Here is a 23,030-nt window from a genome sequence, read left to right as displayed (position 1 = left end):
TGGGTGAGTGTGCGGCTGCGTTGGCGCCGTTCGTGGACTGGTCGCTGACCGACATTCTGCGTGGCGCTGGTGGTGAGGGCTGGCTGGAGCAGGTCGACGTCGTGCAGCCGGTGTTGTGGGCTGTGATGGTCTCCCTCGCGGAGGTGTGGCGGTCGTACGGGGTCGAGCCCGCGGCTGTGATCGGTCATTCGCAGGGTGAGATCGCCGCTGCGGTGGTGGCCGGTGGCCTGTCGCTTCAGGACGGGGCGAGGGTGGTCGCTCTGCGGAGCAAGGCCATCCGTGCCCTGACTGGGCGCGGTGGCATGGTGTCCGTGTCATTGGGCGCCGAGGCTGTCCGGGAGCGGTTGCAGTCGTGGGACGGCCGGCTGGCGGTCGCGGCGGTCAACGGCCCCGCTGTGGTGGTCGTATCGGGTGACGCGGACGCTCTCGATGAACTCCTGGCGAGCTGCGAAGCGGACGGTGTGCGGGCGCGTCGTGTCGCGGTGGACTATGCCTCGCACTGCTCGCATGTGGAGGAGATCGAGGACGTACTCCTGCGTGACCTGGCAGGGGTCGCTCCGCGGGCCGCTTCCGTGCCGTTCTACTCCACGGTGACGGCCGGCGTGCTGGACACGAGCGGTCTGGACGCGGGGTACTGGTACCGCAATCTTCGTCAGACGGTTCGTTTCGCCGACACCGTGCAGGCCCTTCTCGATGACGGTTTCCGTCTGTTCGTCGAGTCCAGTGCGCATCCGGTATTGACGATGGGTGTCGAGCAGACCGCCGAATCGCACACCAACTCCTCGGTCAGGGCTGTCGGTTCGCTGCGTCGTGACGAGGGTGGTCTGCTCCGATTCCTGACGTCGGTGGCGGAGGCGTTCGTCGGGGGCGCGGCCGTCGACTGGGCGGCGGTGTTCGCGGGCACGGGTGCCCAGCGCGTCGACCTGCCCACCTACGCCTTCCAGCACCAGCACTACTGGCTGGAGTCGGAGTCTGTCGTCTCGGCCGATGTCACGTCGGCCGGTCTGTCCTCCGCCGATCACCCGTTGCTGGGCGCGGCTGTCATGCTGCCCGCGTCCGACGGGGCGCTGCTGACGGGCCGGCTGTCCCTGCGTACCCACCCCTGGCTGGCCGAGCACGCCGTGGCCGGTGTGACACTGCTGCCGGGGACGGCGTTCGTGGAGCTGGCGCTGCGCGCCGGGGACACGGTCGGGTGTGACCGGGTGGAGGAGCTGACGCTGGAGGCGCCGCTGGTGCTGCCGGAGGACGGCGCGGTGTCCGTGCAGGTCTCCGTCGGCGGGCCCGACGAGTCCGGGCGGCGTGCGCTGAGCGTGTACTCGCAGACGGACGGCGGCCCGTGGACGCGGCATGCCGTCGGTGCCCTCACGAGCGGTGGCGGATCGGCGGTGTGGGCGGACGCCGGTGCGGCATGGCCGCCGGCGGACGCGGAAGCCGTCGACGTGGACGGCCTGTACGAGCGGTTCGCGCGCAACGGATTCGGTTACGGACCGACGTTCCAGGGACTGCGGGCCGTCTGGCGCCGGGGCGAGGAGGTGTTCGCGGAGGTCCGGCTGCCCGAGGACCAGCGATCCGAGGCCGGGGACCTGGGCGTTCACCCCGCGTTGCTGGACGCGGCGCTGCACGCGATGGCGTTCGGTGGGTTCGTCCGGCTGCCCGGCTCCGTCGCGCCGGGCGGCGACACCGGACGGGTCCGGCTGCCCTTCGCCTGGAACGGTGTGGCGCTGCACGCCCAGGGCGCGTCCGCGCTGCGGGTCCGGCTGGCTCCGGCGGGACCGGACGCGGTGACGGTGACCGCCGTGGACGAGTCGGGCCGGTCGGTGCTGTCGGTGGACTCGCTGGTGACCCGGGCGATCTCCCGGGAGCAGCTCAGCCGCGCCCACGGCACCTTCCACGAGTCATTGTTCCGGCTCGACTGGACCGCGGTGGTGTCACCGGCCGTGTCCCGCGCGCCGGGCAGGTGGGCGGTGCTGGGCGACGACGGCACGGCGCTGTCGACGGCCCTGAAGTCGGCGGGTGCGGCGGGGGCGCAGGCCGAGCGGTACGCGGACCTGCCCGCGCTGACGGAATCCGTGACGGCGGGCGGGGACGTGCCGGACCTGGTGTTCGTCCCGTTCGCCGCTTGGCTCGACGGCGGTGAGCCGGACGAGCTGTCCGCGGACCGGGTGCGTGCGGTGGCGCACCGGGCGCTGCGGCTCACCCAGGCGTGGCAGGGCGAGGAGCGCTTCGCGGGCTCACGTCTGGTGTTCGTGACCCGTGGGGCGGTTGCGGCCCGGCCCGGGGAGCGGTTGCCGGACCCGGCCTGCGCGGCGGCGTGGGGCCTGGTGCGGGCGGCGCAGTCGGAGAATCCCGACCGGTTCGTGCTGCTGGACATGGACGACGAGGACACCTCGTTCGCAGTGCTGCCGCGGATCCTGGACGGTGTCGAGCCGCAGTTGGCGGTGCGGTCCGGGCGGCCGTTCGCGCCGCGGCTGGCCCGGGTGCCCGCGGAGCGCGCCACCGGCGGGGCGGGGCCGGACACGGTGGACGAGGGCACACCGGACTCCGGGGTGTGGTCCGCGGAGGGCACCGTGCTGATCACCGGGGCGACCGGTGTGCTGGGGTCCCTGGTGGCCCGGCACCTGGTGGTCGAGCATGGTGTCCGGCATCTGCTGCTGACCAGCCGCAGCGGCCGGGCCGCCGCCGGCGCCGCCGAGCTGGCGGACCGGCTGACCGCCCTCGGGGCGTCGGTGCGGCTGGCCGCCTGTGACGTCGCCGACCGTGCGGCGCTGGCGGAACTGCTGGCGAGCGTGCCGGACCGGCATCCGCTGACCGGTGTGGTGCACGCGGCCGGCGCGCTCGACGACGGTGTCCTCGGTTCACTGACGCCGGAGCGGGTGGACATCGTGCTGCGTCCCAAGAGTGACGCGGCGGTCAACCTCCACGAGCTGACCCGGGACCTGCCGCTCACGGCCTTCGTGCTGTTCTCCTCGGCGGCGGGTGTGTTCGGTGCCGCCGGACAGGCCAACTACGCGGCGGCCAACGCGTTCCTGGACGCTCTGGCGCACCACCGCCGGGCGGCGGGGCTTCCGGCGGCCTCGCTCGCCTGGGGCCTGTGGGCCGAACGCAGCGCGATGACAGGGCACATGGACGAGGGTGACGTACAGCGGCTGAACCGTTCGGGGGTGGCCGCACTCACCTCCGACGAGGGGCTGGCCCTCTTCGACCGGGCGGTGGAGCTGTCGTCGGCCGCCGAGGCGGACGGATCCGGGGTGGACCCGCTGCTGGTGCCGATGCGGCTCGACGTCGCCGCCCTGCGGGCGCAGGCCGCCTCGGTCGGTACGCCCGCCCTGCTGCGGGGGTTGGTCCGGGTGGCACCGCGCCGGATGGCCGACAGTGCCTCCGGCCGGAGCGCGGACGAGGCAGGACAGGTGCCGCTCGGGCAGCGGCTGGCCGGGCAGACGGCCGTGGAGCAGCTGCGGACGCTGACCGAGCTGGTGCGGACGCACACGGCGACGGTGCTGGGCCACGACTCCGTGGACCCGGTCGAGGAGGGCCACGCCTTCCTGGAGCTGGGCATCACCTCGCTCACCGCCGTGGAGATCCGCAACCGGCTCAACCACGTCACCGGTCTGACGCTGCCGGCGACGCTGCTGTTCGACCACACCACGCCCGCCGCGCTGGCCGGCTACTTGCGCACCCAGGTGGTGCCGGGTGCCGCGCCGGAGCCGCAGCCGCCCGCCGCGGCTACCGGCGGTGCCGGGCAGCCGGCGGCCCCCGCGGCCGGGGGAGGATCGACCATCGAGTCCCTCTACCGGCAGGCGTGCGCCGACGGCCAGTACGTCGCGGGCACCCAGCTGCTGATGGCGGCGGCCCGGCTGCGCCCGTCGTTCCGTACGGCCGCCGAACTGACGAGTCCGCCCAAGCTGGTCCGGCTGTCCAAGGGCGGCACCACGCCCGGCCTGGTGTGCTTCCCGTCGCTGGTGGCGATCTCGGGGGCTCGTGAGTACGCCCGCTTCGCGGCGGGCTTCCGGGGCCGCCGTGATGTCACCGTGCTGCCCGAACCCGGTTTCGGCAAGGGCGAGTTGCTGCCGGCCGACGTCGACGCCGTGGTGGAGATGCAGGCGGAGGCGGTGCTGCGGACCGTCGGCGAGGAGCCGTTCGTGCTGGTCGGCCGGTCGTCGGGCGGCTGGATCGCCCAGTCGGTCGCGGGGCTGCTCGAGCAGCGCGGGAGCGCCCCGGCGGCGGTCGTGATGCTGGACACGTATCTGCCGCGCAGTGAGGCACTGCCGTGGATCCAGACCAACCTGTCCGGGAAGATGTTCGATCGCGAGAAGATGTTCGGCGTGGTGGACGAGGGCCGGCTCACGGCGATGGGCGGGTACCTGCGCCTCTTCTCGGACTGGGGGCCTGCCCCGATCGGTGCGCCGATCCTGGCGGTGAAGGCCGAGGAGACCTTCACCGGCTCGGAGCAGACCACCGACGAGGAGGCGGCGTGGGGCGCCCGGGTCACCCGGATCGAAGTGCCCGGCGACCACTTCACCATGATGGAGGATCACGCCGGTGCCACCGCCGGAGCCGTCCTCGACTGGCTTGCGGAGAACGCGTGAGGTGAGGGCGCGGCGGCCCGCCGCGCCCGCACCTCACGCGTCGCGAGGAAAGACGGAACCCGGGAGGGCGCGCACGCGTCCTTCGAGCCGCGCAGGCTCCCTTCCGGGCCCGTGGACTGTGAATATCGACAATCAGGAGAACAAAGTGACGTCTTCGAACCTCAGCCCCGTCGGTGAGCAGGTCGGCCAGTTCTACGACCAGCTGATGGGTGCGTTCGACGCCTCGCTCTACGGCCCCAACATCCACGTGGGCTTCTGGAACAGCCAGGAGGACACCACCGGGCTGGAGGACGCCGCCGACCGGCTCACGGACATGATGATCGACCGTCTCCAGGTCGGCCCGGGCGACCGGGTCCTGGACATCGGCTGTGGCCTGGGCGGGCCGGCGATCCGGCTGGCGCAGCGGACCGGTGCCGAGGTCGTGGGCATCAGCGTGAGCCTCAAGCAGGTGGAGAGGGCCAACGAGCTGGCCGAGGCCGCCGGTGTGAGCGGCAAGGTCAGCTTCCAGCACGGTGACGCGATGAACCTGCCGTTCGACGACGCCTCGTTCAGCGCCGTGTGGATGCTGGAGTCCGTCATGCAGATGCCCGACCGTACGGCCGCGCTCACCGAGGCGGCCCGGGTGCTGCGGCCGGGCGGCCGGCTCGCGCTCACGGACAACTACGAGCGGGAGACCATCTCGGAGGAACGGCGCCCGGTGATCGAGGGCATCCTCAAGCGGTACCTCACCCAGTCGCCGGCGTCGTTCGAGGCGTACCCGACGATGCTGCGTGAGGCGGGCCTGCGCTGCGCGGAGATCATCGACGTCAGCGAGAACACCACGCGGCAGTCGGTCAAGCGGCTCGGTGAGGCGCTCGCCAAGAACATGGAGCAGCTGGCCGCCAAGGTCGACCCGGAGGTCTTCGCCAAGCTGAAGCCCGCGGAGGGGGAGAACCTGGAGATGCCCGAGGTGGGGTACCTGATCGTGACGGCACGCCGGCCCGCCGCGTAACCGCACGGCCCGGACCGGACAACGCCCGTGAGGGGCGCACCGCCACGGCGGTGCGCCCCTCACGGGCGGTGCGGTGCGACCGGCCGGACAGCGCGGTCGCGCAGGCCCCGCCGCCGTACCCGCGGCAGGAACCGGGGGGTCAGGACACGACACCCACATGCGCCAGCGCCTGCTTCAGCAGCACTCCGTGGCCGCCGGGCATCTCGCTCTGCACGGCCGGGGAGGCCGCCTCCTGGGGGCTGAACCAGACGAGGTCGAGCGCGTCCTGGCGGGGCCGGCAGTCGCCGGTCACCGGCACGACGTAGGCCAGGGACACGGCGTGCTGGCGCGGGTCGTGGTACGGCGTGATGCCCGCCGTCGGGAAGTACTCCGCGACCGTGAACGGCTGGAGGGAGGCGGGGACCCGGGGCAGCGCGACGGGGCCCAGGTCCTTCTCCAGGTGACGCAGCAGCGCGTCGCGGACCCGCTCGTGGTGCAGGACGCGGCCGGAGACCAGGGTCCGGCTGACCGTCCCGTCCGGGCCGATGCGCAGCAGCAGGCCGATGCTGGTGACTTCACCGCTGTCGTCCACGCGCACGGGCACGGCTTCGACGTAGAGGATCGGCATCCGGGCCCTGGCCATTTCCAGCTCGTCAGTGGTCAGCCAGCCGGGCGTGGTCTCGGTCATGTCAGACATTGCTTGATCATACTTTCCGGGTGGGGCGCCCGCTGGAATCGCGGGCCGGATCGGATACGGGCGGCCCGTACAGGCGGCGGGCGTTGTCGCGGCCCGTCCAGGCCGCGATCCGCAGGGCGTCGGCCAGACTCAACTCGTCGGCGTGCACGCGGTCTTGCAGGAGATCGGCGAGCCCTCGGCGGAAGCACAGGGCGCCCAGGTGGTGGAACTCGGCCACACCGTAGGCGTCGGAGCTGTACAGCAGTTTGCGGAACGGGGTGATTTCCAGTGCCTCCTCCAGCACCGCCCGGCAGCGGGACGGACCGGTGTAGTGCAGGGCGAGCCCGACGTCCAGGTACACCTGCTCGAACACCGTGGCCAGATAGGCGGCCTGGCGGTGGTACGGCCAGCAGTGCAGCAGCAGTACCGGGATCGTGCCGGCGGTGCGGTGCAGCCAGTCGGTGAGCAGGGCGGGGTCGGCGCGGTGCAGCGTCACGTCCGCGTCGCCGAAGCCGGTGTGCAGTTGCAGCGGCAGACCCAGGTCGACGGCGGTCCACAGCAGGTGCCGTACCAGCACCGGGTCGGTGAGCCGTCCGCCCCGCGCCAGCCAGTGCCGGGCCGCCTCCGTCACCTCGGCGTCCGCGGGGCGCTCCGGGTCCAGGGCGAATCCCGTGCGGTAGGCCGCGATCGACTTCACCGCCACCACCCCCGGCCGGCGTACGGCCTCCTCCGCGGCGTTGCGCAGGACGGCCGGGTACTCGCCCGCGTCCACGCCCCGGGCGGCCACCGCCTCGGCGAGCTGCTCCAGGCGGACGATCTCGCAGGCGGCGGCGCCGGCGGCCGCGGCCAGTTCGGCGGGGGTGGTGAGCGGGTGCGGGGCGAAGCCGGTGTCCACGCAGAACATCTCGGCTCCGGCCGCCGTCAGGAAGCGGCGGTTGACCTCCCGCCAGCCCAGTGCCGAGCGCCGGGCCAGGTAGTCGGCGGGCGGGGCGTGCCGGGGGAGGTCCAGCAGGGGCGCGCAGTGCCGCCGTACGGCCACGCCGACGGGGCTGTCGAAGGGCGACACGCCGGGCCAGGCCGCGCCCTCGGTGATCAGGGACTCGAACTGCGCGAAGCTCAGGGAGGCCGTCACCGCGCCGTGGCAGTGGTGGTCCACCAGCGGCAGCGCGGCGAGGGCCTCGTGGACGGGTCCCGGTGCGGCCATGGTCAGTACACCCAGCGGTAGGCCGCCGCCACCTGGACGGGACCCAGCCCTTCGACGGCCGCCGCCTCGCCGAGCCGTACGGCGCTCACCGCGTCCGCGAGGACCGGGCCCAGCGCGGCCCGCAGCACCGGGTCCGCGCGGAACTGCTCGACGGCCTCCGGCAGCGAGCGCGGCAGCCGCCGCACGCCCAGGGCCGCCGCCTCCTCGGGGCCGTAGCGGGCCGGGTCGCCGGTGATCTCGCCGGGCAGGGTGCGGGCCGCCGTGACGCCGTCGAGTCCGGCGGCGATCACACAGCCCAGGGCCAGATACGGGTTGGCGGCCAGGTCGACGGGTTTGACCTCCATGTTGGCGTCCCGGTCGTGGCGGCCCGTCGTGCCGGTGACGATCCGCACGGCGGCCTCCCGGGTCTCCCGGCCCCAGGCGGTGAACACCCCGGCCCACTGGGACGGCTGGAGCCGCAGATAGCTGGCCGGGCTCGGCGCGGTCACCGCCGTCAGCCCGGGCAGGTGGGCGAGGACCCCGGCCACGAACGCCTCCGCCTCGGCCGTCATCCCGTACCGGCCCTCGCCCCCGGAGTGCAGGTTCACGCCGTCGCGCCAGCAGGACAGGTGCAGATGGCCGCCGTTGCCGACCCCCTCGGGGAGGTAGGCGGGCGCGAAGGAGACCCGCAGCCCGTGGCGCTGGGCCACCGCCCGGATCGTCTGCCGCGCCAGCACGCTGCGGTCGGCCGCCGCCACCGGGTCCAGCGCGCCCACCGAGACCTCGAACTGCCCCGGCGCGTACTCGGGATGGATCTGGTCGACGTCCACGCCCTGGGCCGCGAACGCGGCCAGCAGATCGGCGGTGTAGTCGCTCAGCTCGACCTGCCGGACCGCGCCGTACGCCGGCCCGGAGGCGGCCGGGACGAACTCGTCGGCGGGCGCCGAGCCGAGCCCGAGGGCCCACTCGATCTCGACCGCCGCCTTGAAGTCGATGCCGTGGCGGTCCGCGGCGTCCGTCACGGTCCTGCGCAGAAAGGTCCGGGCGCAGCCGGGGTGCCGCTCGCCCTCCTGCGTGATCCGGTCCACGGGCGCCCAGGCCCAGCCGGGCTGGCCGGCCAGCGGGACGAGGTGGTCGAGGTCCGGGTAGAGCCTGAGGTCGCCGTCCGGGGAGCCGAGGACGTCGGTGGTGACGACGGAGTCGTCGGCGAGGAAGGTGTCGAACACCGGCGACATGCCGACGCCCCACGCCACGGCCGCCTCCAGCCGTGCCGTCGGGATCGTCTTGACCCGGCCGACGCCCGCCGTGTCCACGTAGGACAGGACGATGCCGTGCACGCCCCGGGAGGCGAGGCCGGCGGTGAGGGCGGGCACCCGCCTCAGGTCGCCGGGGCGTCCGCCGGGCTCGGGATCGGCAAGGGTGGTCATGCGTCCTCCTCGACGGGCTCGGCCCCGGCCGGGACCGGGGGACGGGTCGGGGCCAGGGTGTCACGGCCACCGCGCCGTATCGCGCTGCCGGGGCTCCGTCCGGCTCGGCGCGCCACCGCGAGGACGGCACCGGGGCGGGCCCGGGCCCGGGGGGATCGAGGCTTACGGGCGCGGACGCGGGAGGGTCGAGGCCTGCGGGCGGGGGCTCGGGAGGGTCGAGGCCCGCGGCGACACCGGCGCGGGCCGGGGTGGCGGCCGGTGGGCCGGCACGGGCGTTCCACGTATCCGCCCTTCTCGCGTGCGGCTGTCCGCCGTCATGTGCCGCCCCCCTGATCGCGCTGTCCCGGGAACCGCGCAGGGTGACGGCCCGGGCACGCTCCGGCGGACCCCGCCGGATGAGGAACACTGGACGGGTACCGCCGTCCCCGACCGGAAGCAGACATGTCCGCCACGCCCGCCTCCCTCCTCGACGCCCCCATCCCGCCCGCCGGCTCCGCCGGCATCCGGCTGATCGTCACCGACATGGACGGCACCCTGCTGGACGACGCCAAACGGATTCCCGAGGGCCTGTGGCCGATGCTCGCGGAACTCCGCCGCCGCGGGGTGCTGTTCAGCCCGGCCAGCGGCCGCCAGTACGCCACACTGGCCCGGCAGTTCGCCGAGGTCGCCGAGGGCATGGCGTTCATCGCGGAGAACGGCACGTACGTCGTCCGCGACGGGGTGGAGCTGAGTTCCGACCCGCTGGACCGGTCCGTCGCCGGTGACCTCGCCCGGACGGTACGGCGGCTGGCCGCGGGCGGCGCCGACGTGGGCGCCGTGGTCTGCGGCAAGCGGGCGGCGTACGTCGAGCGGACCGACGAGGCGTTCCTGGCGGAGGTGCGCAAGTACTACGTCGAGCACCGCGTCGTCGAGGACGTCACCGCCGTCGAGGACGACGTGATCAAGGTGGCGCTGTTCGACTTCGGGTCCGCCGAGCACACCACCGCCCCGGCCCTGGAGGCGTTCACGGCCACCCACCAGGTCGTCGTCTCCGGCGAGCACTGGGTCGACGTCATGAACCGCACCGCCGACAAGGGCGCCGCCCTGCGCGGCCTCCAGCATGAACTGGGGATCACGCCCGCGCAGACCATGGTGTTCGGCGACTACCTCAACGACCTGCAGATGCTGGACGCGGCCGAGTGGTCCTTCGCCATGTCCAACGCCCACCCGGAGGTGCTCCGCCGGGCCCGGCACGTCGCACCGTCCAACAACGACAACGGCGTGCTGCGGACCGTCGCCGAGGTCCTCGGCATCCCGCTGCCGCCCTCCTAGGTCCGTCTCCGCTGCCGGCCCGGCCCGGGCCGGCAGCGGCCGGTGTCAGGGGGTGGGCTTGCGCCCCACGGCGCCGTACAGCGAGATCGGGCCGTCGGCGGCCGTCGGCACCTCGGGGCGCCAGTCGGCCACCGACACGATGCCCGGCTCCAGCAGGTCCAGGCCCTGGAAGAACGCGCTCACCTCGGCGTGCGAGCGGGCCACCAGGGTCACCCCGCCCGCCGCGTAGGCGGCGATGCCGTTGCGCACGTTCTCCGGTTCGAAGTCGGCGGTCATGGTCGACAGCACCAGGGCGCTGCCCGGCGCCAGCGCGCCGACCAGCGTGGTGACCAGGTCGTGGGCGCCGTCCTCGTCGGCGACGAAGTGCAGCAGGGCGATGAGGGACAGGGCCACCGGGCGGTCGAAGTCCAGTACGCGGGCGGCCTGTTCGAGGATGGTGTGCGGGTCGCGGGCGTCGGCCTGCACGTACTCCGTCACGCCCTCGGGGGTGCCGCGCAGCAGCGCGCTCGCGTGGGCCAGCACGATGGGGTCGTTGTCGACGTAGACCACACGGGCGTCCGGGACCACGGACTGGGCGATCTGGTGCAGGTTGGGCTCGGTCGGTACGCCGGTGCCGATGTCCAGGAACTGGCGGATGCCCGCCTCGGCCGCCAGCGTCCGGGTGGTCCGGCGCATGAACGCCCGGTTGGCGCGGGCGGCCTTCGGGGCGCCCCCGTCGATCGCCGCGATCTGCCGGCCGAGCCGTTCGTCGACCGGATAGTTGTCCTTGCCGCCGAGGAACCAGTCGTACACCCGGGCCGGATGCGGCCGGGTGGTGTCGATGTCCTGGATGTCCGGCCCCGTCCCCGCCACCTGCTGCTCCTTGGTCCATCCGGTCCCGGCGGTCGTTCCGGGACGTGCGGGGAGCAGTCTGACACGATCACGCGGCGCGGCGCAGACAGTCTTCGGCCACCTGTCCGTCCAGTGCCGCCCGCACCAACGCGGCGGCCAGCACGGCCGGTTGGGTGTCCCCGGCCAGCCCGGCCAGTTTCTCCGGATCTTTCGGCAGGCCGAGCCGCTCCGCGCCGGACAGCGCCTTGCCGTCGAGGTAGGGCGCGACGTCCGGCCACACCCGCTGTGCCTCGCGCAGGAAGATGCCGGCACCGGCCGGCCCGATGCCCGGCTCCTCCTGGAGCAGGTCCCGGAGTGCGCCGACGTCGCCTTCCGCCTCCCGGTGCAGCCGGCGCAGGTCCCCGCCCCAGCGCTCGGTCAGCAGCTCGGCGCCGTCGCCGAGCTGGGTGGCGGTCCGCTCGTCGTAACGGCGGTAGCCGCCCCGGCCGAGCGCGTCGACCCGCCGCTGCCGGCCGGCCCCGGCCATCCGGCGGGGGCTGTCCAGGCCGTCCTCGTGGAGGGCCCGGGCGGCGGCCACCGCGACCGATGCCCGGATCCGGGCGCTGAGCAGCAGGGAGAGCACCAGGAGCCGGTACAGCGGCTGCGGGCTGTCCCGCAGGCGGATGCCCGCCTCCTCGGCGTACGTCCGCCCGTACCCGGACACCAGCTCGTGCACGACCCGTTCGTCGCGGTTCATGGGTCTCAGGGCTTGAGCGGGTCGTGGCCCAGGGTCATCAGGCGGTGCCGGCGGCGGGTGTCCTCCGGCCTGTTCTCCGGCTCGGGCTCGTTCTCCAAGTCGACCAGGCCGGTCACCGTGTCGACGACCTTGTACATGACCCGCACGTCGTCGTCGGTGAGGTCGGTACGGCGCTTCTGCAGGATCGCGAGGACGTGCTGCCCGGTGGCCGTGCCCGCCCGCTCCGGCAGCGGTTCCGTCTCCTCGTCGGCGTCCCGGACCTTCAGCCAGGCCGCGAGTTCGGCCGAAGTCATGTTCACCACGCGGTGGAAGTCCTCCCACAGCGCGTCGAGTTCCAGGGCGTCAGCCATGGATCTCCCCTTCCGTGCCGGGGTGGGCGGGCTAGCTGGAGGCGTCGTCGTGCGGTTGGTTCTCGGCCTGGAACATCCAGCGCTGCTTCTCCAGGTCGGCGGTGATGGTGATCAGCAGGTCCTGGGTGACCGGGTCGGCCTTCTCGGTGGCGTCGATGCGCTCGCGGAGCCGGCCGACGGCCGTCTCCAGGGCCGACACCATCAGCTCGACCACTTCGGTGTCGCGCAGCCAGCCGTCCTTGGTGCCGGGCAGCGCGAAGGACGCGGCGATGGTCTCGGGGCGGCCGTCCGGCGGGACCCCCAGCGCGGAGGCACGCTCGGCCACCGTGTCGGAGTGGCCGCGGGCCGTGGCGACCACCTCGTCCAGCTGGAGGTGGATCGACCGGAACCGCGGGCCCACGACGTTCCAGTGCGCCTGCTTGCCGACCAGCGACAGTCCGAGCAGGTCGACCAGGGTGTCCTGCAGGGCGGTCCCGGTGACGCCGAGTGCCTCCTCGGGCAGCGTGCTCTTGACCACGGTCATGATGCGCAGGTCCCCTTTCGTGCAGTTGTCTGCGGTCATGTCCGCAAGGGCGGGTGCCCCTGGTTCCGTGGTGCAAACCGGCTGCTCAGCCGGGCATCACCGCATCCAGGAAGCGGATCACCTCCGCGTGCGCCAGCTCCCTGTCCGTCTCGTGGAACACCTCGTGCCGTGCCCCCGGGAAGATCCGCTCGGTCAGCCGGCCGCCGCTCAGCCGCTCCACCCCGGCCCGGCTCCCGGGCAGCGGCACCAGCCGGTCGTCGTCGCCGTGCAGCCACAGCAGCGGCAGCCGGCCGATGTCACCGCCTTCGGCGACGGTCGCCAGGGTCCGGACGAAGGCCTGCAGCGTCGGGCGTTTCATGGGCCCGTGCCAGACCAGCGGATCGGCGGCGTACGCGGCGCCCACCGCCGGGTCCCGGGAGAGCGCGGCCGGGCTGACCGGGGTGTGCGGGATCTCCTCCAGGGCCAGCAGCCGCCCCGGCAGTTCCCAGGTGCCGATCACCGGGCCGGACAGGATCAGCGCGCTCAGCCCGTCGCCGTACCGCTGGGCGTAGCGGGCCGCGATCAGCCCGCCCATGGAGTGGCCGATCAGGACCAGCGGCAGGCCGGGGTGCGCGGCCCGCGCCAGATCCGCCACCGCGTGCAGGTCCGTGACCACGTCCTCGAAGTCCTCGATCACGACCCGCTCACCGGCCGACCGGCCGTGGCCGACGTGGTCGGGTGCGTACACGGCGGCCCCGTGCCGCCCCAGCAGGACGGCCAGCTCCTCGTACCGGCCGGCGTGCTCGCCGTAGCCGTGTGCCAGGACCGCCAGCCGGCGGGGGGACGGGTGCGGCCACTCGTGCACGGCCAGAGTCCCGTGCGTGCCGTCGAGGGCGTGCGCGCGGACGTGGTGCATCTCTCCTCCAGCTGCCTCGGTGAAGGTCCTGGGGGATCTTCCCAGCGGGGCGGTCCGAGGTCTATAGTTTAAAACTAGCAGTGCTAATTAACGGGTGCTGCGTCCGTGCTGATCCACAGCGTCGTAGGTCAGGAGTCCCAGCCGTGCGTCCCGTCCATTTCGTGACCGCCCGCCGCACCCCCATCGGCAAGCTGCGCGGATCCCTCTCCTCCGTCCGCCCCGACGATCTGGCGGCGACCGTGATCCGCCGGCTGGTGGCCGACGTGCCCGCGCTCGACCCGGCCCGGATCGACGACGTCTACTGGGGCGCCGCCAACCAGGCCGGCGAGGACAACCGCAACGTCGCCCGCATGGCCGCCCTGCTCGCCGGACTGCCCGACTCCGTACCCGGCGCCACCGTCAACCGGCTGTGCGCCTCCGGCCTCGAAGCGGTCACCGCCGCCGCCCGGACCATCGCCGCGGGTGAGGCCGACATCGTGATCGCCGGCGGTTCCGAGTCGATGAGCCGCGCGCCCTTCGTCCTGCCCCGTCCCGACGAGGCCCTGCCGGGGCGCATCGAGACACACGACACCCGGCTCGGCTGGCGGCTGGTCAACCCCGCCATGAAGGAGCTGCACGGCCTGCTCTCCATGGGCGAGACCGCCGAGGAGGTCGCCGCGCGGTGCGGCATCTCCCGCGAGCGGCAGGACGAGTTCGCGCTGCGCAGCCACCGACTGGCCGCCGACGCCCGGAAGAACGGCCACTTCGACGGCGAACTCGTGCCCGTGGAGCGTCCGGACGGCAGCACGGTCGAACGGGACGAGTGCGTCCGCGAGGACACCTCGCTGGAGAAGCTCTCCCGGCTGGATCCGGTCTTCCGTGCGGGCGGCACGGTCACCGCGGGCAACTCCTCCCCGATGAACGACGGCGCCGCCGGTCTGCTCCTGGTCAGCGAAGAGGCCCTGGGCGAACTGGGCCTCGAGTCCCTCGGCCGGTACGTCGCGGGCGCCTCCGCCGGCGTCCACCCCGACGTGATGGGCCTCGGCCCGGTCCCTGCCACCCGCAAGGCGCTGGCCCGGGCCGGGTGGGACATCGGCGACCTGCGGGAGGCCGAGTTCAACGAGGCGTTCGCCGCGCAGGCACTCGCGTGCGTCGACCGGCTCGGCATCGACCCGGAACTGGTGAACCCCACCGGCGGCGCCATCGCCCTCGGTCACCCCCTCGGCTGCTCCGGTGCCCGCATCCTCACCACCCTGCTGCACCGGATGCGGCGCACGGGCACGCGGCGCGGGCTCGCGACCATGTGCGTGGGGGTCGGCCAGGGGACGGCGGTGCTGGTCGAGCGCCCCTGAGGCTTCTTCGACGGGGGCTCCCCGCAAGGGGATTCGGTATCACGAGCCGCAGCAAGGAAACGGAGCAGCACCCCATGGCAACCCTGTCCGTCGCCGCCATCCTCGCCGAGAACGCCCGGCGCCGCCCCGGCAGGACCGCCCTCGTCGAAGGCGACCTGCGGCTCACCTTCGCCGAGGCGTGGCAGCGCGCGCTGGCCCGGGCGGGCGCGCTCACGGGCCTCGGCGTACGGCCCGGAGACCGGGTCGCCCTCATGGCCCCCAACACGGCCGAGTTCCCCGTCGCCTACTACGCGATCACCGCGGCGGGCGGCGTCGTCGTCCCCGTGCACCTGCTGCTGTCGGCCGGCGAGGTCGAGCACGTGCTCAGGGACAGCGGGGCGAGCCTGCTGCTCGTCCACCCGGCGCAGGCCGGGACCGGACGCGCCGCCGCCGACGCCCTCGGCGTCCGTACCGTCACCCTGGGCGAGGAGTTCGGCGCACTCGCGGCGGACGCGGAGCCCCTGCGCTCCTACGTCACCCGGGCCGCCGACGACCCGGCGGTGATCTTCTACACCAGCGGTACGACCGGCGTCCCCAAGGGCGCCGTCCTCAGCCACTTCAACCTGGTGATGAACGCCACCGTCAACGCCTTCGACGCCAACGACATCCGCGCCGACGACATCGCCCTCGGCGCACTGCCGCTGTTCCACGCCTTCGGCCAGACGGTGTCGCTCCACTCCACCTGGCGGGCCGGCGCCACGCTCGTGCTGCTGCCCCGCTTCGACGCGGCCCGCGCCATCGACCTCATGGTGCAAGAGGGTGTGAACACCTTCCACGGCGTGCCGACCATGTTCGTCGCCCTCGCCTCGGCAGCCGCCGACGCCGACCGGCTGCCCGCGCTGCGGGTGTGCGTCTCCGGCGGGGCCTCGCTCCCGGTCGCCGTGCTGGAGCGGTTCGAGGCCGCGTTCGGGGCGAAGATCTACGAGGGGTACGGGCTGTCGGAGACCTCGCCGACCGCGACCGTCAACCAGCCGGTCTTCGGCACCAGGCCCGGCACCATCGGCCACCCGCTGTGGGGCGTCGACGTGGAGATCGCCCGGGCCGAACTGGAGGGCCGGATCGAGCTGCTGCCGCCCGGCGAGCTGGGCGAGGTCGTCGTCCGCGGCCACAACGTCTTCTCCGGCTACCTCGGCCGCCCCGAGGCCACCGCCGAGGCCCTTGTGGACGGCTGGTTCCGCACCGGCGACCTCGGCACCAAGGACGACGAGGGCTTCCTGCGCATCGTCGACCGCAAGAAGGACGTCATCATCCGCGGCGGCTACAACGTCTACCCGAGGGAGGTCGAGGAGGTCCTGATGCGCCACCCCGACATCGCCCAGGTCGCCGTCATCGGCCTGCCCGACGAGCTGCACGGCGAGGAGGTGTGCGCCGTCGTGGTCCCGGCGCCGGGCAGCGCCCCCGACGCCGCCGCCATCACCGAGTGGTCCAAGGAACACCTGGGCCGCCACAAGTACCCGCGGCGCGTGGAGTTCACGGACGCGATGCCGCTGGGCCCGAGCATGAAGGTGCTGAAGCGGGAACTCCGTGCGCAGTACGCGGACCGGTCGTAGCGGCCGGCGGAGATCACCTGACGAGACGGTCCTTACGCCGGAGACTTGTCCGGACATAACATCGGTCCCCGCATGAACACGATGACGCTCTGGCACATATCCGGCTGGGAGTTCGCCGCACTCGCCTTCGCGGCCCTGCTCGTGGGCTTCTCCAAGACCGCGGTCAGCGGGGCCAACACGGTCAGCCTCGCGATCTTCGCGGCGGTGCTGCCCGCCCGCGCCTCCACCGGTGTACTCCTGCCCGTCCTGATCGCCGGTGACGTGCTCGCCGTCCTCACCTACCGGCGGCACGCGCACTGGCCCACGCTGTGGCGGCTGTTCCCGGCCGTGGCGGTGGGGGTGGTGGCCGGCACCCTGTTCCTCGTGTGGGCCGACGACGGGATCGTGCGCACCTCCATCGGCGCCATCCTGCTGCTGATGGCCGGGGTGACGGTGTGGCGCCGGCGGACGGCCGGGAAGACGGAGGAGCCGGAGGCGGTGACGAGCCGGGCGGGCCGGACGAAGGCCCGCGCGTACGGCGTGCTCGGCGGGTTCACGACGATGGTCGCCAACGCGGGCGGACCGGTGATGTCGCTGTACCTGCTGTCCGCGGGCTTCCGGAAGCTGGGCTTCCTCGGCACCTCCGCGTTCTTCTTCCTCATCGTGAACGTCTCGAAGGTGCCGTTCAGTGCGGGCCTGGGCCTGATCGACGGGCGCTCGCTGCTCCTCGACGCCGCGCTCGCCGTGTTCGTCGTACCGGGTGCGTTGTTCGGCAAGTGGGCGGTGAACAGGATCAACCAGCGACTCTTCGAACAACTCGTGATCGCGGCCACCGTCGTGGGCGGGGTACAGCTGCTCCTGCGCTGACCTGCGCCCCGCCTTCCGGGCGGCAGACCGTCAGGCGTCGCCGGGGCGCCTGCGCAGCAGATACGTGTCCATGATCCAGCCCTTGCGCTCCCGGGCCTCGGCCCGCAGCCGCGCGATGCGCGGACCGGCCTCGGCGATCGGCCCGGAGACGAGGATCTCGTCCGGCGTGCCGATGTAGGCACCCCAGTAGATGTCCATGTCCTCCCGGCCCTCCTCGGCGTACCGCCGGAAGGACTGGTGGGCGTCCAGCATCACGACCACGTCGTCCACCCCGTCCGGGAAACCCTCGGCCAGCCGCCGCCCGGTGGTGATCTGCACCGGCCGCGCGACCCGGTTCAGACCCGTGCGGTGCCGGGCGGCCAGCGCGGAGACACTGCTGATGCCGGGCACCACGTCATGCGTGAACGCCACCGCGCCCCGCTCCAGCACCTCCTCCAGGATCCCCAGCGTGCTGTCGTACAGCGCCGGATCCCCCCACACCAGGAAGGCGCCGGTCCCGTCCTCGTCCAGTTCCTCCGCGATCAGCCGCTCGTAGATCCCGGCGCGGGCGCTGCGCCAGTCCCCGACGGCCGACGAGTAGGCACTCCCGCCCGCCTCCCGGTCCCGCTCCGGGTCCCGGGCCTCCACCACCCGGTACGACCCCGCCGGCAGGTGTGCCTCCAGGATGTCCCGGCGGAGCCGGGTGAGGTCGCTCTTCACCTCGCCCTTGTCGAGCAGGAAGAACACGTCGGTGCCCCGCAGCGCCTTGACCGCCTGCAGGGTCAGCTGGTCGGGGTCGCCCGCGCCGATACCGATGACATGAATCTTTCGCACGCCCCGAGTCTGCCCCACCCCACTGACAGCGCCCCGGCCAGGGGCGGGCCCCGGTCACCCGGTCAGGGGCCCAGCCTGGGGGCCTCCGTCCGGGCGTCCACCGGTGCCGAGGCGTGCTCCACACGTCCCGCCAGCTCCCGTGCCCACCGGGTGAGGCCGGGCAGATCCAGGCCGTACGGCCGGTCCTCGCCCCGCTCCTTCTCCCACTCCTCGACCGCGTCCGCGCCGCGCCGCAGCAGCCGTGCCCCGCCGGCGGCGTTCCCCCGGGCCGCGTGGGTGAGCCCCACCGCAAGCTGCGCCAGCCCCCGCCAGAGCGCGCGCTCGTCCTCCGGCCCCGATTTCCAGGCGTCCTCGAACACCTCGTGCGCGTGGAACGGCCGCCCCGCCACCAGCAGTGCCTGCGCCTGCGCGACCGTCTCGTCCGGCGCCCGCAGCACCCCCTCCGGCTGCCGGGGGACGCCCTCGGCGTCGTACGGCAGCGGGCGCCCCAGCCCGTCCCGGGGCCGCGCGTTGCGCGCCCGCCCGGCCTCGTCCCGGTCCCTGGCATCCGATGCGCCCGCGTTCGTCATACCGTCGATTGTCCCCCGCCCCGCACGGGCCTCCTTCGGCACACCCCCGACGTGGGGTAAAGTTCTGTTCGCACGATCACGCGGGGCACCGCGGGTGAGGGCAACGGGACGTGGCGCAGCTTGGTAGCGCACTTGACTGGGGGTCAAGGGGTCGCAGGTTCAAATCCTGTCGTCCCGACTTTTCGAAGTCGCAGATCAGGGGCCGTTTCAGAGAGAATCTGAGACGGCCTTTGATCATTCTCGGGGACCGCGTGGGAACCGCTTGGGGACCAGCCCACCTGCCTGCGGCCCGTCTGCGGACAGCGGAACAGCTCCGCTCGCGATGAGACGCCGGAGGGCCGTGCCGCGCTCCATTCGGTATTTGCGCGCTTCGATAAGGAATTTGTCATTGCATGCATGACAGATTCCTTTTAAATCGTCCGAATCCAGTGGGGCGGATGGGGGCTCTGTACGGTCGGGCGCCGGAGGCCAGGCTCCCTTGACCGAGTCATTAGATCTTGCGGGCAGGATTTTCATTGTTGCAATGTTCTGTCTGCTTCTTGCGCGCGCATGTCGATGACATTACGGTCCCTCACGCGTCGTCACCGCCCCCTGCCTCCCCCCTCTCCCTTTGAGCCCCCCGCCCTCCCTTCCCGGCGGCGCCAGCGGCACAGTTCCGGCATTTCGCGATGAAAGGACTGGCACGTGTTCCATTCCATCCGAGATCTGAGGCGCGCCCTCGTCTGGGCGGTCAGCACCGCGCTGCTGGCTGTCGTCGGCGTCGTCGGCGTCGTCGCCCTGGCCGTCCAACCCGTCTGGGCGGCGTCCACCGCCACCGGCGGCAGCGGCGCGAGCCTGCCGTACGCCGAGGTGCAGGCGGAGAACTCCGCTACCAACGGCACGCCCATCGGGCCGAGTTACACACAGGGCCAGTTGGCCGACGAGGCGTCGTACCGCAAGGCGACGACACTGCAGGGCACCGGCAAGTACGTCACGTTCACCACGCCGGTGGCGACCAACTCGATCAACTTCCGCTACAGCATCCCCGACACCTCGGGCGGCTCGGTCTACACCGCCGCGCTGTCGCTCTACATCAACGGCGTCAAGCAGCCCGACTTCACCCTGACCAACGCCTACAGCTGGTACTACGGCAGCTACCCCTTCACCAACACGCCGGGCAGCAACCCACACCACTTCTACGACGAGGCCCACCGCCTGTTCCCCACCACGTATCCGGCGGGAACGACCTTCAGGCTGCAGGTGGATGCGGGGGACACCGCCTCCTCGTACACGATCGACTTCGCCGACTTCGAGCAGGTCGGCGCCGCCCTGACCGCGCCCCCGGGGTCGGTGTCGGTGACCGGCAAGGGCGCCGACGCAACCGGTGTGGCCGACGCGACCAGCGCGTTCAACGCCGCGATCAGTTCGGCCGGCCCCGGCGGCACCGTGTGGATCCCCCCGGGCACCTACAACATCCCCGGCCACATCAGCGTCAACAACGTCACGATCGCCGGCGCCGGCATGTGGTATTCGACCGTCACCGGCACGGCACCCGGCTTCTACGGCAATTCCGCGCCCTCGGCGAGCACCGGTGTGCACCTGCAGAACTTCGCCGTCTTCGGCAATGTGCAGGAGCGCAACGACAGCGCCCAGGTCAACGGCATCGGCGGCGCGATGAGCAACTCGACGGTGGCCAACCTGTGGATCGACCACATGAAGGTCGGCGCCTGGATGGACGGCCCCATGGACGGACTGACGTTCACCGGCATGCGCATCCGTGACACCACCGCGGACGGCATCAACTTCCACGGCGCCGTCACCAACTCGAAGGTGACCGACAGCGACATCCGCAACACCGGCGACGACGGCATCGCCACCTGGGCGGACTCCGGCGTCGGTGCCGACGCCAACGACACGATCTCCCACAACACCGTGTCACTGCAGATCCTCGCCAACGGCATCGCGATCTACGGAGGCCACGACAACACGGTCAGCGGCAACCGGGTGGTGGACTCCGGCATCACCCAGGGCGGTGGCATCCACGTGGGGCAGCGCTTCTCCTCCACACCGGTCGGCACCACCACGATCTCCGACAACACCATGGTCCGGGACGGCAGCCTCGACCCGAACTGGCAGTTCGGCGTGGGCGCCCTGTGGTTCGACGGCAGCCAGGGCGCGATCACCGGCCCGATCAACGTGACCAACGCGCTGATCCAGCAGAGCCCGTACGAGGCGATCCAGTGGGTCGAGGGCACCATCAGCGGCGTCAACCTCAACAACGTCACCATCGCCGGCACCGGCACCTTCGCCCTCCAGGAACAGACCGGCGGAGCGGCCAAGTTCACCAACGTCACGGCCACCGGCGTCGGTTACTCCTCCCCGGTCTACAGCTGCTCGGGCGGCAACTTCGTCGTCACCGACGGCGGCGGCAACTCCGGTATCGGCGGCACGCCGTACTGCGGAGGGTGGCCGGCCCCGGTGTACCCGCCCTACCCGTCCGAAGGTGTGACGGCAACCCCCGGCGCGCTCAGCTTCGGTTCCGTTCCCACCGGTTCGACGAGCGACGCCCGGACCGTGACGGTCTCCAACCCGACCAGCACCGCCGCGTCCGTCTCGTCGATCTCCACCAGCGGCGACTACTCCCAGACCAACACCTGCGGTTCGTCGATCGCGGCGAACGGCTCGTGCACCGTCGGCGTGAAGTTCGCGCCGACGGCGACCGGCAGCCGTAGCGGCACTCTGACCGTCAACGCGGGCGGGATCACCAACACCGTCACCCTCTCCGGTACCGGCACCGCCCCGGGACCGGTGCTGAACACCGACCCGGCGAGCCTGTCCTTCGCCGCCACGGTGGTCGGCCAGTCGGCCACCGCGCAGACGGTGAAGGTGACGAACTCGGGCACCACGTCGGCGACCGTCTCGGGCGTCTCGGCGACCGGTGACTTCAGCCAGACCAACAACTGCTCCACCCTCGCGGCCGGCGCGTCGTGCACGGTGACCGTCGGGTTCAAGCCCACCACGGGCGGCTCGCGCACCGGCAACCTGACCGTCACCAGCAACGCCAACAACAGCCCGACCGTCGTCGCCCTGACCGGCAGCGGCATCGACAGCACCACCGACATCGCCGCCGGACGGCCGGCGTCGGCGAGTTCGAGCAACAGCCCGTATGTCGCCTCGAACCTGACCGACAGGGACGCCTCGACCTACTGGGAGGGCACGAACGGTTCGTTCCCGCAGTGGGCGCAGGTCGACCTCGGCCAGAACTACAGCGTCGGCAAGGTCGTGCTCAGGCTCCCGCCGGCGACCGCGTGGCCGGCCCGCACGCAGACGCTGTCGGTGCAGGGCTCCACGGACGGCTCCAGCTTCTCGACGATCAAGGCGTCGGCCGGGTACACCTTCGACCCGAACTCCGACAACAACACGGTGACCATCACGTTCGGCGCCGCCACGGCGAGGTACGTGCGGGTGAACATCACCGCCAACACCGGGTGGAACGCCGCCCAGCTGTCGGACTTCGAGGTGTTCCCCGGCAACGGCGGCTCCTCGACGGCGACCTTGTCGGCCAGCCCGACATCGCTGACCTATTCCACCCAGGCCCTCAACACCGCCAGCAGTGCGCGGACGGTCACGGTGACCAACACCGGTACCGCGGCCGCGACGGTCTCCGGCGTCACCGTCACGGGCGACTTCTCGCAGACCAACAACTGTGGAACGTCGATCGCGGCGAACGCCTCCTGCACGGTGGCCGTCACCTTCACGCCCACCGCGTCCGGCACCCGCACCGGCGACCTCAGCATCGCGAGCAACGCGTCGAACGGCACGACCACGGTCGCGCTGACCGGCACCGGCGCCGGCACGGTCAGCAGGAACCTGGCAGCCGGCGCGGCCACCACCGAGTCCAGCCACACCGACGTCTACGCGTCGTCGAACGTGACGGACGGCAACCAGGGCTCCTACTGGGAGAGCGCCAACAACGCCTTCCCCCAGTGGGTTCAGGTCGATCTCGGGTCCGCGCAGAGTGCGAGCCGCGTCGTCCTCCAGCTCCCCGCGGCCTGGGGCGCCCGCAACCAGACGCTGTCCCTGTCCGGCAGCACCGACGGCTCCTCCTTCACCACCGTCAAGCCGTCGGCCACGTACACCTTCGACCCCACCACCAACAACACGGTCACCATCACGTTCACCGCGACCACCCAGCGCTACGTCCGGGTGAACATCACGGCGAACAACGGCTGGCCGGCCGGTCAGATCTCCGAGTTCCAGGTCTGGAACACCTGATCCGCCCTGACGGTGCCGCCGGGCGCCGGCGCGCCCGGCGGCACCGACCGCCGAAGGCCACTCGACCAGAGGAGTTCCAGATGGGGGTCCGCCTACGGCCGGGCACGCGGCTGCCGGACGACGGGCGGGGCCGGGCGCTG

Annotated in this window: 17 protein-coding genes and 1 tRNA gene; 8 read left to right on the top strand and 10 right to left on the bottom strand. The window is 72.5% G+C overall.

The genetic code is table 11. From position 1 onward, the window contains the following. On the top strand, window positions 1-4,586 hold a 4,586-nt coding region (locus AB0B40_RS35650), incomplete at its 5' end, for a type I polyketide synthase (RefSeq protein ID WP_362267687.1). A gap of 145 nt (window positions 4,587-4,731) precedes the next feature. Beyond that, window positions 4,732-5,577, top strand: coding sequence for a methyltransferase domain-containing protein (locus tag AB0B40_RS35645; protein ID WP_161297770.1), 846 nt, complete (start codon window positions 4,732-4,734; stop codon window positions 5,575-5,577). 139 nt (window positions 5,578-5,716) lie between these two features. On the opposite strand, the gene AB0B40_RS35640 is transcribed toward AB0B40_RS35645, so the two are convergent. The 3 genes from AB0B40_RS35640 to AB0B40_RS35630 are packed head-to-tail and all read right to left on the bottom strand — an operon-like array spanning window position 5,717 to window position 8,842. Further along, window positions 5,717-6,244, bottom strand: coding sequence for an NUDIX hydrolase family protein (locus AB0B40_RS35640; RefSeq protein ID WP_362267692.1), 528 nt, complete (start codon window positions 6,242-6,244; stop codon window positions 5,717-5,719). Window positions 6,245-6,260: 16 nt separating this feature from the next. Next, on the bottom strand, window positions 6,261-7,436 hold the full coding sequence (locus AB0B40_RS35635) for an amidohydrolase family protein (RefSeq protein ID WP_362267685.1): 1,176 nt from the start codon (window positions 7,434-7,436) through the stop codon (window positions 6,261-6,263). 2 nt (window positions 7,437-7,438) lie between these two features. After that, the gene (locus AB0B40_RS35630; protein WP_345054094.1) at window positions 7,439-8,842 is read right to left on the bottom strand and encodes a glutamine synthetase family protein; all 1,404 of its coding nucleotides are present in this window, start codon (window positions 8,840-8,842) and stop codon (window positions 7,439-7,441) included. Between the two features lie 441 nt (window positions 8,843-9,283). Here AB0B40_RS35630 and AB0B40_RS35625 point away from each other — a divergent pair, with 441 nt between their 5' ends. Beyond that, entirely contained in the window at window positions 9,284-10,153 is an 870-nt protein-coding gene (locus tag AB0B40_RS35625) for a Cof-type HAD-IIB family hydrolase (protein ID WP_362267682.1), read from the top strand. A gap of 45 nt (window positions 10,154-10,198) precedes the next feature. On the opposite strand, the gene AB0B40_RS35620 is transcribed toward AB0B40_RS35625, so the two are convergent. The 5 genes from AB0B40_RS35620 to AB0B40_RS35600 form a co-directional block, all read right to left on the bottom strand. Next, window positions 10,199-11,005, bottom strand: a complete 807-nt coding sequence (locus AB0B40_RS35620; RefSeq protein ID WP_362267679.1) for an SAM-dependent methyltransferase — start codon at window positions 11,003-11,005, stop codon at window positions 10,199-10,201. A gap of 67 nt (window positions 11,006-11,072) precedes the next feature. Beyond that, window positions 11,073-11,720, bottom strand: coding sequence for an endonuclease (locus AB0B40_RS35615; RefSeq protein WP_362267678.1), 648 nt, complete (start codon window positions 11,718-11,720; stop codon window positions 11,073-11,075). 5 nt (window positions 11,721-11,725) lie between these two features. Further along, the gene (locus tag AB0B40_RS35610; protein WP_345054084.1) at window positions 11,726-12,070 is read right to left on the bottom strand and encodes a DUF3140 domain-containing protein; all 345 of its coding nucleotides are present in this window, start codon (window positions 12,068-12,070) and stop codon (window positions 11,726-11,728) included. 31 nt (window positions 12,071-12,101) lie between these two features. Beyond that, complete coding sequence (locus AB0B40_RS35605) at window positions 12,102-12,593, bottom strand: DNA starvation/stationary phase protection protein (protein WP_362267689.1); 492 nt, start codon at window positions 12,591-12,593, stop codon at window positions 12,102-12,104. 85 nt (window positions 12,594-12,678) lie between these two features. Further along, complete coding sequence (locus AB0B40_RS35600) at window positions 12,679-13,488, bottom strand: lysophospholipase (protein ID WP_345054081.1); 810 nt, start codon at window positions 13,486-13,488, stop codon at window positions 12,679-12,681. A gap of 143 nt (window positions 13,489-13,631) precedes the next feature. Here AB0B40_RS35600 and AB0B40_RS35595 point away from each other — a divergent pair, with 143 nt between their 5' ends. The 3 genes from AB0B40_RS35595 to AB0B40_RS35585 all read left to right on the top strand — a co-directional run bounded on the left by AB0B40_RS35595 (window position 13,632) and on the right by AB0B40_RS35585 (window position 17,254). Next, a complete protein-coding gene (locus tag AB0B40_RS35595) occupies window positions 13,632-14,819 on the top strand; it encodes a thiolase family protein (protein ID WP_345054079.1) in 1,188 nt (395 codons plus the stop codon). 74 nt (window positions 14,820-14,893) lie between these two features. Next, a complete protein-coding gene (locus AB0B40_RS35590) occupies window positions 14,894-16,408 on the top strand; it encodes a long-chain fatty acid--CoA ligase (protein ID WP_362267675.1) in 1,515 nt (504 codons plus the stop codon). A gap of 72 nt (window positions 16,409-16,480) precedes the next feature. Continuing rightward, window positions 16,481-17,254 (top strand): sulfite exporter TauE/SafE family protein, encoded by a 774-nt coding sequence (locus AB0B40_RS35585; protein ID WP_362267673.1) that lies wholly within the window; start codon window positions 16,481-16,483, stop codon window positions 17,252-17,254. Between the two features lie 30 nt (window positions 17,255-17,284). On the opposite strand, the gene cobF is transcribed toward AB0B40_RS35585, so the two are convergent. Together cobF and AB0B40_RS35575 are read right to left on the bottom strand one after the other, a co-directional pair. Then, window positions 17,285-18,067 carry a precorrin-6A synthase (deacetylating) gene (cobF, locus tag AB0B40_RS35580; RefSeq protein ID WP_345054070.1) on the bottom strand — a complete coding sequence of 261 codons (783 nt, stop codon included), beginning with the start codon at window positions 18,065-18,067 and terminating at the stop codon, window positions 17,285-17,287. Window positions 18,068-18,129: 62 nt separating this feature from the next. Then, window positions 18,130-18,636, bottom strand: a complete 507-nt coding sequence (locus AB0B40_RS35575) for a DUF309 domain-containing protein (RefSeq protein WP_345054068.1) — start codon at window positions 18,634-18,636, stop codon at window positions 18,130-18,132. Window positions 18,637-18,740: 104 nt separating this feature from the next. On the opposite strand from AB0B40_RS35575, the gene AB0B40_RS35570 reads away from it, so the two are divergent. Both AB0B40_RS35570 and AB0B40_RS35565 read left to right on the top strand, forming a co-directional pair. Next, window positions 18,741-18,814, top strand: a tRNA-Pro gene (locus tag AB0B40_RS35570). Window positions 18,815-19,320: 506 nt separating this feature from the next. After that, entirely contained in the window at window positions 19,321-22,890 is a 3,570-nt protein-coding gene (locus tag AB0B40_RS35565) for a choice-of-anchor D domain-containing protein (RefSeq protein ID WP_362267670.1), read from the top strand. Window positions 22,891-23,030 lie beyond the last annotated feature (140 nt).

Source organism: Streptomyces sp. NPDC042638 (assembly GCF_040647235.1).
GTDB lineage: Bacteria > Actinomycetota > Actinomycetes > Streptomycetales > Streptomycetaceae > Streptomyces > Streptomyces rameus.
This window is presented reverse-complemented; position numbering and strand designations above follow the sequence as displayed.

Coding starts and splice junctions, on each gene's coding strand:
- AB0B40_RS35640 (WP_362267692.1), bottom strand. CDS start 6,244: ATGACCGAGACCACGCCCGGCTGGCTGACCACTGACGAGCTGGAAATG.
- AB0B40_RS35635 (WP_362267685.1), bottom strand. CDS start 7,436: ATGGCCGCACCGGGACCCGTCCACGAGGCCCTCGCCGCGCTGCCGCTG.
- AB0B40_RS35630 (WP_345054094.1), bottom strand. CDS start 8,842: ATGACCACCCTTGCCGATCCCGAGCCCGGCGGACGCCCCGGCGACCTG.
- AB0B40_RS35625 (WP_362267682.1), top strand. CDS start 9,284: ATGTCCGCCACGCCCGCCTCCCTCCTCGACGCCCCCATCCCGCCCGCC.
- AB0B40_RS35615 (WP_362267678.1), bottom strand. CDS start 11,720: ATGAACCGCGACGAACGGGTCGTGCACGAGCTGGTGTCCGGGTACGGG.
- AB0B40_RS35610 (WP_345054084.1), bottom strand. CDS start 12,070: ATGGCTGACGCCCTGGAACTCGACGCGCTGTGGGAGGACTTCCACCGC.
- AB0B40_RS35605 (WP_362267689.1), bottom strand. CDS start 12,593: ATGACCGTGGTCAAGAGCACGCTGCCCGAGGAGGCACTCGGCGTCACC.
- AB0B40_RS35600 (WP_345054081.1), bottom strand. CDS start 13,488: ATGCACCACGTCCGCGCGCACGCCCTCGACGGCACGCACGGGACTCTG.
- AB0B40_RS35590 (WP_362267675.1), top strand. CDS start 14,894: ATGGCAACCCTGTCCGTCGCCGCCATCCTCGCCGAGAACGCCCGGCGC.
- AB0B40_RS35585 (WP_362267673.1), top strand. CDS start 16,481: ATGAACACGATGACGCTCTGGCACATATCCGGCTGGGAGTTCGCCGCA.
- AB0B40_RS35575 (WP_345054068.1), bottom strand. CDS start 18,636: ATGACGAACGCGGGCGCATCGGATGCCAGGGACCGGGACGAGGCCGGG.